At 64.6% G+C, this 12,476-nt stretch carries 11 protein-coding genes and 1 tRNA gene; 6 read left to right on the top strand and 6 right to left on the bottom strand.

Translation table 11 applies throughout. From position 1 onward, the window contains the following. Window positions 1–16 precede the first annotated feature (16 nt). On the bottom strand, window positions 17–1,192 hold the full coding sequence (locus Q0O95_RS00575) for a phosphotransferase (protein WP_293694307.1): 1,176 nt from the start codon (window positions 1,190–1,192) through the stop codon (window positions 17–19). Between the two features lie 65 nt (window positions 1,193–1,257). Here Q0O95_RS00575 and nudC point away from each other — a divergent pair, with 65 nt between their 5' ends. Both nudC and Q0O95_RS00565 read left to right on the top strand, forming a co-directional pair. Continuing rightward, window positions 1,258–2,088, top strand: a complete 831-nt coding sequence (gene nudC, locus Q0O95_RS00570; RefSeq protein WP_293694305.1) for an NAD(+) diphosphatase — start codon at window positions 1,258–1,260, stop codon at window positions 2,086–2,088. Continuing rightward, on the top strand, window positions 2,085–3,785 hold the full coding sequence (locus Q0O95_RS00565) for an ATP-dependent helicase (protein ID WP_293694303.1): 1,701 nt from the start codon (window positions 2,085–2,087) through the stop codon (window positions 3,783–3,785). Before nudC ends, Q0O95_RS00565 begins: the two co-directional genes overlap by 4 nt. Here Q0O95_RS00565 and Q0O95_RS00560 read toward each other — a convergent pair. Together Q0O95_RS00560 and Q0O95_RS00555 are read right to left on the bottom strand one after the other, a co-directional pair. Further along, window positions 3,679–4,479 carry a hypothetical protein gene (locus Q0O95_RS00560; protein WP_293694301.1) on the bottom strand — a complete coding sequence of 267 codons (801 nt, stop codon included), beginning with the start codon at window positions 4,477–4,479 and terminating at the stop codon, window positions 3,679–3,681. The two genes, Q0O95_RS00565 and Q0O95_RS00560, sit on opposite strands and share 107 nt — an antisense overlap. Before the next feature lie 61 nt (window positions 4,480–4,540). Then, the gene (locus tag Q0O95_RS00555) at window positions 4,541–5,956 is read right to left on the bottom strand and encodes a zinc-dependent metalloprotease (protein ID WP_293694299.1); all 1,416 of its coding nucleotides are present in this window, start codon (window positions 5,954–5,956) and stop codon (window positions 4,541–4,543) included. Window positions 5,957–6,091: 135 nt separating this feature from the next. On the opposite strand from Q0O95_RS00555, the gene Q0O95_RS00550 reads away from it, so the two are divergent. From Q0O95_RS00550 to Q0O95_RS00540, 3 genes are all read left to right on the top strand, one after another. After that, window positions 6,092–7,156, top strand: coding sequence for a S16 family serine protease (locus Q0O95_RS00550; protein ID WP_293694297.1), 1,065 nt, complete (start codon window positions 6,092–6,094; stop codon window positions 7,154–7,156). Between the two features lie 36 nt (window positions 7,157–7,192). Further along, a complete protein-coding gene (locus Q0O95_RS00545) occupies window positions 7,193–10,189 on the top strand; it encodes a UPF0182 family protein (RefSeq protein ID WP_293694295.1) in 2,997 nt (998 codons plus the stop codon). 68 nt (window positions 10,190–10,257) lie between these two features. Then, a tRNA-Met gene (locus Q0O95_RS00540) sits at window positions 10,258–10,331 on the top strand. A 323-nt stretch (window positions 10,332–10,654) separates the two neighbouring features. Here the strand turns inward: Q0O95_RS00540 and Q0O95_RS00535 are convergent. Then, window positions 10,655–10,960, bottom strand: coding sequence for a DUF4333 domain-containing protein (locus tag Q0O95_RS00535; protein ID WP_293694293.1), 306 nt, complete (start codon window positions 10,958–10,960; stop codon window positions 10,655–10,657). A gap of 1 nt (window position 10,961) precedes the next feature. Here Q0O95_RS00535 and Q0O95_RS00530 point away from each other — a divergent pair, with 1 nt between their 5' ends. Then, window positions 10,962–11,156 (top strand): hypothetical protein, encoded by a 195-nt coding sequence (locus tag Q0O95_RS00530; RefSeq protein WP_293694292.1) that lies wholly within the window; start codon window positions 10,962–10,964, stop codon window positions 11,154–11,156. Between the two features lie 164 nt (window positions 11,157–11,320). Here the strand turns inward: Q0O95_RS00530 and Q0O95_RS00525 are convergent, their stop codons facing one another. Then, window positions 11,321–12,277 carry a hypothetical protein gene (locus tag Q0O95_RS00525; protein WP_293694290.1) on the bottom strand — a complete coding sequence of 319 codons (957 nt, stop codon included), beginning with the start codon at window positions 12,275–12,277 and terminating at the stop codon, window positions 11,321–11,323. Continuing rightward, on the bottom strand, window positions 12,267–12,476 hold a 210-nt coding region (locus tag Q0O95_RS00520; protein WP_293694289.1), incomplete at its 5' end, for a hypothetical protein. The genes Q0O95_RS00520 and Q0O95_RS00525, both read right to left, overlap by 11 nt.

Here is a 12,476-nt window from a genome sequence, read left to right as displayed (position 1 = left end):
TCGCCGGAAAATCAGATCACGTGTCCCGATCGGAATCCTCGGAGTCGTTCTCTGCGGACGACTCGATCACCTCGGTATCGTCCGGATTCTCCTGTGCCTCACCGGACTGCAGCGGCACCGTCTCGGCCTCGGGTGCAGCGGCGGGAGACGAGGGGACCTCGCCGGTTTCCTCTTCTTTCGGGACTGCTGCGGCTCGAGCCACACCGAGCGAACGGTTGCCTTCCAGGAGCTCCTGCACCTCGCTGAGATCCATCGTGTCGACGCGGGTCGGCTCGATTCGGACAGCGTCGTCGTCATCGTCGTCGACGCGCTCGACGAGAGCGTTGAGCATCCCGACAGCGTCGTCGATCGTCTCCTGGTGATTCCGTTCGACACCGAAGAGCAGCCACCGGGCGATGTCGAGTTCGGCATGCAGCATGGCTCTTGCTCGCACGAAGCGATCGCCGGGATGTCGTTCCGAGTAGCGTGCGAAAGCACTGTCGACCGCTTCGAAATCTGCGCTGCCGAGCAACCAGGCAAGATCGCGTGCCGGGTCTCCGACGCTGAGCGAGTGCCAGCCCTCGATGCCGCACACGGCTGCGCCATCGCGCCGCAGCGCCAACGCTTGGAGGTCACCGTGGGTCACGGTGGGGGTGAACTGCCAGAGCCCGGCGCTGTCGGCGGCCCGCTCCCAGCGTTCCAGTAGCGCAGTGGGCACGTTTCGGGTCGCGACAGCGCGATCGAAGACCGTCAAGACGTCCTGGCGAACACGTGGCGCTGAAAGATGGGGGAGCCCTGCGTCGGCCACAATGCTGGTGGGCAGATCGTGGATCGCGGCAACCGACTCAGCGATGCTCTCGGCAACTCCCTGCGCGCCGATGTCCTCCAGGGAGCACGGAGTTCCGGGAATTCGGGTCCAGACGAAGATCTCGGTTTTGCCGAGCGGAGCACGCCCCAGAAGTTCTGGAATCGCGAAGGGGAGGCGTTCGCGAACGCCTGCGCTTGCTGCGGAGAGTGCTTTCGCTTCCGCACGGGCGCGCTCCAGCACATGCGGTACACGGGGAACGCTGATGCGCACCGTAACACCCTCGTCGGTCTGCGCCGCTACCTGCTCGACCTCCGCAGAGGAACCGTCGTCGGTCGCCCCCCTGAGTTGGAGTCCTTCTACGGCTGTCGTAGCCAACGCGGCTAGAGTGAAGGGGTTGGAGGCCATGCGGTTAGCGTAGTCGCTTCGACTTGCGGGCCGCAGATGCCACGCGGCGCAGAAAGAGGGTGCGGATGACGATCGGGCGGCTGTCACGGAGAGGTCTCGACTACGCTGCGGATGCCGATGCGACTCTCGGCGCTGCCGTGCGCGACCCCCGTACGCGGCTGCTTGCGGTTGCTCGCGACGGCATCGCTTTCCTTTCCGATGCAGCGCGGGCCGGCGAATTCCTGGTGTGGTTGGGGCAGACACCCGACGAACGCCATTGGGTTGCGTCTCTCGGTTGGGAGGGCGACGAGGCCGAACTCGAATGGACCGGCTTGCGCGCCGTGCTGGCGGAGGGCGACGAAGACTTCACAGCGATCGCTACGCAGGCGACCGCACTCGCACGCTGGCACGACGACAACCGGTTCTCGCCCGTCGATGGATCAGACGTGCGACCTGTGCACGCAGGATGGGCGCTGGAAGATGCAACGGGCCGCTTGCATTTTCCGCGCACGGACCCCGCCGTCATCGTCGCGATAACGACACAGGATGATGAACGTCTCCTACTCGCGAGCAATACCGCGTGGGACGAGAACCGATATTCGCTCGTAGCCGGCTTCGTGGATCCCGGTGAGAGCCTCGAATCCGCCGTCGTGCGAGAGGCGCTGGAGGAAGTAGGGCTGGAGCTCTCTCAGGTCGGCTACGTGACCTCGCAGCCGTGGCCGTTCCCGCGTTCGCTCATGGTCGGCTTCGCGGCGACGGCGACGAACCCGAGCGGTGTGCACGTCGACGGCGTCGAGATACGGGATGCCCGCTGGTTTACCCGTGCACAGCTGTGCTCAGAGGTCGTGCAGTTACCGGGGAGAGAGTCGATCGCCAGGAAGCTGATCGAGCGGTGGCTCGCGTCGGAGGCACCGTGACAGTGCATCCGGAGTCGTTACTGGATGCGCTCGACGACGGGCAGCGGGAGGCCGCCGAGGCCCTGCACGGCCCCGTCTGCATCCTTGCCGGCGCAGGGACCGGGAAGACGAGAGCGATAACCCATCGCATCGCCTATGGGGTAGCGACGGGCGCATACGACCCGGCACGAGTCATGGCCCTGACATTCACGACGAAGGCCGCGGGAGAGATGCGCTCGCGGCTCGCTGCGCTGGGAGCGGGTGCTGTGCAGACGAGAACGTTCCACTCCGCGGCACTATCCCAATTGTCGTACTTTTGGCCGAGAACGCTCGGAACCCGTACACCGGAGCTGGTGCGCGCCAAGGTGCCACTGGTGGCAGACGCGGCGGCGCAATTGGGCGAACGGCTCGACACTGCGACGCTGCGTGATCTTGCCGGCGAAATCGAGTGGCGAAAGTCTCGATCCATGACGATGGAGCAGTACGCGGCGAACTTCGAAGAACGTGCTCTCGTTGCAAGGCTCGGCATCGATAGAGTCGTGGACCTCCATGGCGCCTACGAACGCATCAAGGACGACAGAAGGCAGATGGACTTCGAGGATGTCCTGCTGGCGACGGCGGGGATGATCGCGAGGGAACCGGATGTCGCGCAGTGGGTGCGCGAACAGTACAGGCACTTCACGGTTGACGAATACCAGGATGCGTCGCCCGCGCAAACCAATCTGCTCGAGCTGTGGCTCGGACGTCGAGCCGATGTCTGCGTCGTGGGCGACCCGCACCAGACGATCTATTCGTTTGCGGGAGCGGACAGAGCGAGTCTTTCGCGGTTCCAATCGGATCATCCAGGTACTCGCATCGTGCAGCTTGTCCGCAACTACCGGTCGCAGGCACGTGTGATCGAAATTGCGAATGCTCTCGTTCACGATCCGGAGCGGGCTCCTCTCGAAGCGACGCACGGGGCGGGCGAATCCGTGCGGATCGAGGAGGCGGAAACGGACGCCGCCGAGGGTGCCCGCATCGCGGAGCGCATTCGCGAACTGCTCGCCAGTGGCGTGGAGCCGGCGGATATCGCCGTGCTGGTGCGTTTCCACGCCCAGGGTGCGCCCATCGTGCAAGCGGTGCGAGCCGAGGGGATCGGCATCGTCACGGAGGGATCCAGCGCATTCTTCGAACTGCAGGTTGTACGCAAGCTGATTCTCGCTTTTCGGGCCGCGCCCGTGGATGACCGCCCCCTGTTCCAGCAGGTCGTCGACCTCGCGAGGGACGCGGGCTGGTCGTCGACTCCGCCGGCCGGGAGGGGTGAAGAGCGAGAACAATGGGACGCCGTGCAAGCCATCGTGAACATGGCGGAAGAGGCGGGCGGGGGTACTACGCTCTCCGCGTTCGCCGCGTCACTCACGCAGATGGCGGAAGCTGAGCAGCAGCCACGCGTCGACGCTGTGACGCTGGCGACGCTGCACGCGGCGAAGGGTCTCGAATGGGAGCATGTGATCATTGCAGGGCTCTCGGAAGGCATCCTGCCGATTTCGTATGCCACGACAGAAGCGGCAATAGAGGAAGAGGGCAGGCTCTTCTACGTCGGAGTAACCCGCGCTCGGACTTCGCTGGCGTTCACACGATCTGTTTCGTCGGGAGGGGCTCCGAGGAAGGCATCCCGTTTTCTTGTCCCGTTGCAGGATGCCCTGAAGCGAGCTCCGTCACGGGCTGCGCGTCGGTAGAGCAGGGACAGCCGTCGCGAACGCCCATTTCGGACTCGGTGACGACGGCGGTTCCGCGCCGCACCGTCACGAAACGACGATGGCAATAGCCGTTCGCGAAACTCGAGATCATGTCAGCGACAACGCCGAGAATAGCTGCGTGCTCCAGTGGCTGAAGCCGCAACGAGCGCTCGAAGTCATCGACGAGGGGAAGCAGGGGAGGAGCCGACCGCCGTGCACACTTCCTGCAGGGACGGCCGGGGAGCCAGAGCGGACCGACATCGATAGACGCGTCGCCGAGCACAACGGGCAGGTACGGCTTCTGTCGGGCGAGCGAGCGCTGCCACTCCCGTTCCGACAGCTCCCACTCGGCGACCGAGATGAAGAGGTTCGCCGCTCGCCTCCCTGCCGCATACCCGGAGGCGCGCACGAGCTGCTGAATCTCGCGAGCGACGGGCGACGATCCGGCGACTCGGATGCGTGCATCGGGTGCCGGTTGCACAAGCGCGTCTTGTAGGGCCCGTAGCAGCAGAGAGGCCCGTTCTCTGCCGCAGCGAACGACGAATTCGTTTCGGAGCATGCCGTGGCGCAACAGTTCGATGGCCTCCGCTTCCGCTTCGTTCACATCCAGACGGGCGAGCGGCTCCTGTACACCGACCTGGAGGGTCGTCGGCGCGACCCAGAACAACGGCAAGTGTGGTCGGAGTCGGAGCATGCGGGCATTCTGCCCGCTACGCGGCTATCAGCGCGGCGGTTTATCCACAGCCACAGCGAGGTCAGTCGGACGTGGACCCACCCTCTTGCTCGTCATCGCGCGCCTCGCCGTTACCGTCGTCGGAACCCTTTTCGCTGTCACCCGCCCCTTCGATGTGTTCACCGCCGTCGGCCTCCTCATCGAACAGCTGACGAAGCGCGATATCGATCTCGTCGAGATCGGCCGCTTCTCCCTTCAGCTGAGCGATTATGCGTGCCGGGTCGTCGATGTCTTCCGCCGTTGGGACGAGATCGAAGCTCTCCCACAGGCTGTCGCGCTTCTCGGCGCCGACTTCGGAGGTGACACGCTGCCAGAACTCGCTCGCCTCGCGCAGTCGCCGCGGCCGAATCTCCAGGCCGACGAGCGTCGAAAGCGCCTTCTCCGCAGGGCCACCCGTTGCTCGGCGCCGACGCACCGCTTCGGCTATGGCCGCTTGCTTCGGCAGCCGAGCCGCGGCCTGCTGCGTTACGCAGTCGACCCATCCCTCGATCAGCGCGAGCGTGGTTTCGAGCGAAGCGAGCGCATCCTCCTGCTCCTTCGTGCGAGGGGGTATCAGCGACCCGTTACGCAAAAGCTCCTGGATCTGCTGCGGGTTCGCAGGGTCGACCTGCATCGCGAGGTCGTCGAGCGCCCGGACATCCACGTGAATGCCCTCGGCGTAGCTGCGGATCTCGCTCATGACTTCGAGCCGCAACCACTTGGCGTGATGGAACAGTCGCGCGTGAGCGAGCTCACGCAGCGCGAGCCAGATGCGAATCTGGTCATCCGGAACCTCGAGGCCATCCGTGAGCTGCGGGAGGTTGGCGGTTATGACGGCCGCGCGGTCGTCGAGCAGCGGAAACCCGATGTCGCCGCCCGAGAGCACCTCGCCCGCAAGCTGACCGACAACCTGGCCGAGCTGCACGGCGAACAGGGTTCCTCCGACGGAACGCAGTAGCCGTCCGGCGCCCTGGACCATCTCGGCCTCCGACTCGGGCGTCATCTCGCTCATCGCGTCCGTCAGCGCCTTGGCTATGCTCGCCGCGACCGGCTCCGACATCTCCTGCCACACCGGGAACGTCGCCTCGGCCCACTGCTGCCGCGAGAGGTGTTCTAACCGGTCTACCGTGCCCAGCTGCGTCTGCTCATCGAGCCAGAGCGCAGCGAGGCGTGCCGCCTCCTGTGTCGCTTCTCGGTCTTCCGCGCTGACGGATCCGGGGTTCTGCTGCACAACACGCTGCGCCTGCTTCACCCCCGCCGACCAGTCGATGTCCTCGCTAGGGTTCGTGAGCGCCGACTGCAGGTGCTGCATGAGCCCTGCGAAAGCGTCGGCGTTGCCCCCCTGCATACCGGCGGCCTGAGCGAGCGATTGGAGATCGAGCTCGCCCTCGCCCCCGAGCATCCGCTGGATCATTTCGCGGAGTTCGTCGGCTGGATCCTTCTCATGCTCATCGGCCATGGCACTACGCTATCCGTGGAGGGCATCCCGCCGCAGTGAATTCGCGAGATTCGGCATCAGCCAGCGGCGAACAAACGCACGACGGGCTGCGACGAATGCGAGCATTGCGAGAGCCGAACATAGGGGAGGGCACGGGTGTTCCGACGCCGGACAGAGGGACGCAGAGCCGTTGGCACGTTCGCAACGCTCGCAGCTCTGCTGGCGCTTGCAACCATGGCTTTTCTTCCTTCGCCATTCATAACCCAGTCTCCCGGCCCCACGTTCGACACCCTGGGTGAGACGGACGAGGGCCCGATCATCGAAGTGAGCGACGCTGAGACCTATCCGGTCGACGGCGAGCTGCGGCTGCTCACGATCTCCCTGCGAGGCAATCCGGACAACCCGCTGAACTGGGCGGAGGTGGCTGCCGCCTACTTCTCTCCCGATCAGACCGTGCTCCCGATGGAAGCCGTCTACGGTCAGGTGACGGTGGAAGAGCGGAACCAGCAGTCGCAGGCCGACATGGAGAATTCGCAGGACACGGCGATCGCAGCGGCCTTGCTGCAGCTGGGTTACGACGTGGATGTGCGAGTGTGGGCGGCCGGTGTTCTGCCGGGCAGCCCTGCCGACGGGATCCTGCAGGACGGCGACGTGCTGCTCACCGTGAACGGTGAGACCATCTGGGATGCCTACACGATACGAAACGCGGCCGCCGAAAGCGACGACCCGGTAACGATTGTCTATGAACGCGACGGCGAAGTGGGCGAGGCCGTCATCGAACCCGAGGAGAGCGACGGCATCCGCCTGATCGGTGTGCAGGCCATGAGCGATGTCGACCTGCCGCTCGATGTGACCATCGCACTGCCCAACGTGGGCGGGCCGTCCGCGGGCATGATGTTCTCGCTCGGCGTCATCGAACGCCTCACTTCCGGATCCATGACGGGTTCCGTCGCGTGGGCGGGAACCGGCACGATGAGCGTTTCCGGAGCGGTCGGCTCCATCGGCGGGGTCGTGCAGAAGATGCACGGCGCGCTCGACGCGGGAGCCGAATGGATGCTCGTGCCCGCGGAAAACTGCGGAGAAGTCGCTGGCAACGTGCCGTCCGGCCTCAATGTCGTCCCCGTCGAGACGCTGACAGAAGCGCAGAGCGTCGTCGAAGTCGTCGCGAACGCGGACGGCGACCCCGAGCGAGTGAGCACACCGTTGCCGTCGTGCGGATAGAATGACCTGACCCCGTTTTCAAGTTGGAGATACTACGTGACGAGTTCCGCCGCCACCTCATCTGATTCGCCGAAACCCCGGGACCGCCGCTCACCGCTGCTATTGACGCTGGTGATCGTGGCGGCGCTGGCGATCGGGTTCTACTACTTCACCGGCTTCTACACCGACTACCTCTGGTTCGATCAACTCGGGTTCTCGGAGGTTGTGCTCGTTCGCTGGGGCTCGATAGCGGTGATGTTCGCCATCGGGTTCCTCGCAATGGCCGTTCCGCTCGCCATTGTCATGCAGGTTGCCTTCAGAACGCGCCCGACCTACGCCCAGCTGTCGAGTCAGCTCGACCGCTATCAGGCGCAGATCGAGCCCCTCCGTCGCGTCGGGATGGTGCTCATCCCGGTGATCTTCGGGTTGTTCTCGGGAGCCGCGGCGGCGAGTCGCTGGGAGCTCGTGCAGCTGTGGCTGAATCGTCAGCCGTTTGGGCAGACGGACCCGCAGTTCGGATTCGACATCAGCTTCTACGTCTTCGAGGTGCCGTTCTACCAGCAGGTGGTGACGCTGCTGCTGCTCGTCGTCTTCGCCTCGTTCGCCGCTACTGTCGCGATGTCGTACCTGTACGGGTCGCTGCGGATCAACGGCCGGGAGTTCCGCGTCGCAAGGGCGACTCGGATCATGCTCGCCGTTCTCGCAGCGCTCTTCATGCTGGGTCTGGCTGCGAACATCTGGCTCGGCCAGTACGCTGCCCTTTCGCAGCCTTCGAGCAGCGTTGTCCGATCCGGCGCAGGCTTCGCAGCGGTGAACGCGACGATTCCCGGAATCCAGATCATGGCAGGAATTGCTGCTCTCGTTGCGATCTGCTTCGTCGTGACGGCGGTGATCGGCCGCTGGCGCATTTCGATCGTCGGTACCGCGATGCTGATCGTGGCCTCCCTCGTTGTCGGAGCCGCCTACCCGGCGCTGATTCAGCGCTTCCAGGTCGACCCGAGCGCGAGAACCCTCGAGGCCGAGTTCATCGACCGCAACATCGAATCGACACGGGATGCCTTCGGTGTCTCCGAGGTCGAGATGGTGCCGACCGACACACGCACGACGACGGAGCAGGGCCAGCTGGCGGAGGACGCGCAGACGACGGCGAACATCCGCATCATGGACCCCGCGCTCGTGTCGGAGGCGTTCCAGAACCTCGAGTCGTACCGTCAGTTCTACAGCTTCCCCGAGCAGCTCAATGTGGACCGTTACGAGATCGACGGTGAGCTGCAGGACACCGTCGTGACGCTCCGTGAGATGAACACCGACTGGTTGTCCGAGCAGTCCTGGTACAACCAGACCATCGTGTATACGCACGGCTACGGCATGGTCGCGGCGTACGGCAACCAGCGTGGTCCCGAAGGGCAGCCGGTGTTCATGCAGGGCGGTGTTCCGACCTCAGGTCCGCTCGGCGACTACGAGCCGAGGATCTACTTCGGTCAGTCGCAGCCCGAGTACTCCATCGTGGGCGGAACGGATGACAGCGTCGATCTCGAAGTCGACTATCCGCGCGGTGGCGAAGAGGGTTCCGGTGCTGACAACGCCATGACGACATTCGACGGCGAGGGCGGTCCGAACGTCGGGAACCTCTTCAACCGCCTCGCGTATGCGCTGCAGTTCCAGTCGGAGCAGATCCTGCTGTCGGACGCACTCAACAGCGATTCCCAGATTCTCTACAACCGCGATCCCATCGAGCGCGTGCAGGAGGTCGCCCCGTACTTGACGCTCGACCAGACGTCGTACCCGGCGGTCGTGGATGGCCGTGTCGTCTGGATCGTGGACGGCTTCACGTCGACGGATCTTTACCCGTATTCGACGCCCATGTCGATGTCAGGCGCGATTCGCGATTCGACGAACCCGAATCCGCAGATGGGGCCGAACGACACCGTCAACTACATCCGCAACTCCGTCAAGGGTGTCGTGGATGCGTACGACGGCAGTGTGACGCTGTACGCGTGGGACACAGACGACCCCATTCTGCAGGCATGGCAGAGCGTCTATCCCGCTTCGACGACGTCGATGGAGGAGATGAGCGGTGACCTGCTGTCGCACGTGCGCTATCCGCAGGATCTCTTCAAGATGCAGCGGGCCATCCTCGGTGATTACCACGTGACGAACCCGGGTACCTTCTACTCGGACGACGACCGCTGGCGTACGCCGTCGGAGCCCACTTGGACGGGGGAGGGGTCGGCGCCACCGCAGCCGCCCTACTACCTGACGATGTCGGTTGCAGAGCAGGATCCCGCATTCACGCTGTACTCGACATTCATCCCGCACGGAGGTGAGGGGACACCGAATGTGCTCTACGGGTACTTATCGGTCAATGCCGATGCCGGCTCCACACCGGGCGAGGTGAGCGAGGATTACGGCAGGCTCGTGATCCAGGAGCTGCCACGCGACCAGTCTGTTCCCGGGCCGGGCCAGATGCAGAACAACTTCAACACCGACGACGCGATCTCGGTCGAGCTCAACATCCTCGAACGAGGTGCGACGCAGGTGATGCGAGGCAATCTGCTGACGGTGCCCGTCGGCGGCGGACTGCTGTACGTGCAGCCGGTGTATCTGCGTTCGACAGGTGACACCTCGTTCCCCGTTCTGCGTCGAGTCCTCGTCTCGTTCGGAGACAACATCGCGTTCGCCGACACTCTGGATGCCGCGCTCGATGAGCTCTTCGACGGTGATTCGGGAGCGGATGTCGATGATGCGCCAGAGGGCATCGAGGACGATCCTGTCGACCCGGATGATCCGGACACTCCGACCGAGCCGGAAGAGCCGGAGGAGCCGTCGGAGCCGGAGACGCCGGAGGAGCCGATCAGCGACGACCTCGCAGCTCTGCAGCAGGAGCTGAACGAGGTGCTGCAGGATGCCAACCAGGCGCTGCAGGACCGCGAAGAGGCCTACGCGAACAACGACCTCGTCGGCGCCGCTGAGGCCGACGAGCGGCTGCAGGAGGCGCTCGAGCGTGCGATCGTCCTGAGCGACGAGATCGAGCGCCTGGAGGCCGAAGGGTGATCGGATAGGGGTGGGGCGGACCCCGATTTGTCCCACCCCGCGCGGCGTGCTAACGTAGGTATCTGCAACGCGGGGTGGAGCAGTTCGGTAGCTCGCCGGGCTCATAACCCGGAGGTCGTAGGTTCAAATCCTGCCCCCGCAACGAAGAGAAAGACCCTCTGAACGAATCAACGTTCAGAGGGTCTTTGCTTGTCGCATGATCCCTCGCGCAATCACCCGGCCCAGCGCACCGTGACGTCGCTCAGAGGGGGGTCTGTCGCTGCGAGTGGAGCATTCCGACAGAAGTCCGGCCCGATCGGGGCGCCTCCTGGGCGTCTATCTCGAAAGCTCACGCAGCGATGCCTTCGTCGATCCCGCGACGGCCGAGACCGGGCTGTGCCCACCCGCGCGCTCAGCGACGGGGACGGCGCAACGCGCGATTGCCGACGTCTTCGATTCAAAGGAGACGAACGGCACTCGCCCCTTCTACACCTCCGGTGTTCCGACGAGTAGTTGTCCGTCGCTTGACCCGACGGTCACGGGTACCGATTGCTCCGTGCCGTCCCAGCTGAACGTGCACTGGAACGTCGTGCCCTGCTCGGGACGAACCTCGTCGGGGCAGGTAACGTCTTGCACTTCGGCGAGACCGTAGTCGTCGGTGAGAACTCGTTGCACTTCGCCCGCTATCGCACCGGAATCCATCGTCCCGGACTCCGCCCCGAACCAGCCGATCAGCCAACCACCCGGTATGAAGACAATTGCGGCGATTGCTGCCGTGATCAGGATCGGCACCGTGAGTGAACGCTTCTTCTCGCCGCCCGATCGTTGGCCGGGGGGAGGGGAGCTGGGGGAGGAACCCGGCGGTGGGGCGAACGGAGCCGACACCTGCGGACGAGCAGGGGCGCTGCCCGGAGGCGCTGCGTGCGGTGGAGCGCTCGGCGGGCCGCTAGGAGGTGCGCTGGGGGGTCCCCCGGGAGGTGCGCTCTGAGGGGGCCGGTTCGGCTGAGACGCAGGAGGCGAACCGAACGGTCCGCCCGGCGGCGGCGAGCTTGGCGCAGGGCCGGTGGGCGGGCCGGGCTGTTGCGGCCCCTGTGAGAACGGGCCCGGCTGCCGTGGTGGGAAGGGAGGATTGCTGTTGCTCATGGTGCTTCCTTACAGCTCGCCGATTCGGATCAGCTCGATCGTCCGCCAGAAGTCCTCCGCTTCGGAGCCCTCGGGCATTTCGAAGAGGTTGTCCTCTTCGAGGTTCTCAATTGGAACGGAGATTTCTTCCTGCGCCGCGGTGCCGGTGATCTCGAAGCCTACTTGGAGCTCCATTTCCAGATCCGTATCCGGCGCTACCACCGTGCCGTTCGCCTCCATTTTCAGCACCACTCCATCTGAGTTGATCCAGATGCGCATGGGGACGAGCGTGTCGAGCGTTTCGTCCGTCACCAGTTGTTCGAGATCGCCGCCGAAGACCCATAGATTCGCTTCGACCATCGAGCCGACGGTGACGGCCGTTGTCAACAGAACGCTGCCATTGGCATAACGCATCAGGTGCAGGGGAACATCCTGATGGCCGTCGTCAGACTCGTCGAAATGCTCCTGTGTATAGTGCCACGCGCGGAGCAATTGACACGCATACGCGACCGCGCTGAGTGCGCACGCATCACTCGGATGCACGTCCGGTTCCATTCGAGGCGCCGCAGTATGCCCCCACGGTGCAATGTCCATTTTCTCCTGGTACATGCGGCCGAAGAGGTAGTACTCGCGATCCGAGCCGGCAACGTGATAGACATCGATCGTCTCGCCCTCGTGGATCCCCTGCTCGAGCGAGAGATAGGAGCCATTGACGAACTTCGTCGTGTGCTGATTGTTCAACTGTGCGCCGTTGCTGGCGAGCCCGTGCTTGTAGCCGACGGCCGTGTACGACTCGAGCTGCCCGATGCCGGCAAGCAACTCATCGGTCTCCAGGTACTCGGCTGCCGCATCGATGTGGAATTCACGCAGGCCCTGATGCTCCGCTGCCGCGTAGGGCTGCACAGGGCCCGCAGCACATCCGGCGAGCGCGAGGAGGGCCGCTGCCGCGGTTATGAAGCGTGCCAGGGGCCGATGCTTAGTTCTCATCGCCGTACCCTCCGGCTCTCGCATACAGGGACTGAGCGACTTCTCCAAGGACACTGGATTCCGTGTGCGACACGTTGCCGTCACTGTCGAAGAACACGAGTGAATTCACGGCGACGAGGTAGCCGGCGTCAGTGTCTTCGTCGTAATAGGCGAAGACTCCGCCTCCCGACATTCCTGGCGTCATGTCGCATGGCCAGTG

It is taken from the genome of uncultured Agrococcus sp. (assembly GCF_945915485.1).
Lineage (GTDB): Bacteria > Actinomycetota > Actinomycetes > Actinomycetales > Microbacteriaceae > Agrococcus.
The sequence above is the reverse complement of the archived record's forward strand: the minus strand, read 5'-3'. Positions and strand labels throughout refer to the sequence as shown.

Excerpts from the sequence above, each read along its gene's own strand:
- Q0O95_RS00575 (WP_293694307.1), bottom strand. The coding sequence starts at position 1,192 with ATGGCCTCCAACCCCTTCACTCTAGCCGCGTTGGCTACGACAGCCGTA.
- nudC (WP_293694305.1), top strand. The coding sequence starts at position 1,258 with ATGACGATCGGGCGGCTGTCACGGAGAGGTCTCGACTACGCTGCGGAT.
- Q0O95_RS00560 (WP_293694301.1), bottom strand. The coding sequence starts at position 4,479 with ATGCTCCGACTCCGACCACACTTGCCGTTGTTCTGGGTCGCGCCGACG.
- Q0O95_RS00555 (WP_293694299.1), bottom strand. The coding sequence starts at position 5,956 with ATGGCCGATGAGCATGAGAAGGATCCAGCCGACGAACTCCGCGAAATG.
- Q0O95_RS00525 (WP_293694290.1), bottom strand. The coding sequence starts at position 12,277 with ATGAGAACTAAGCATCGGCCCCTGGCACGCTTCATAACCGCGGCAGCG.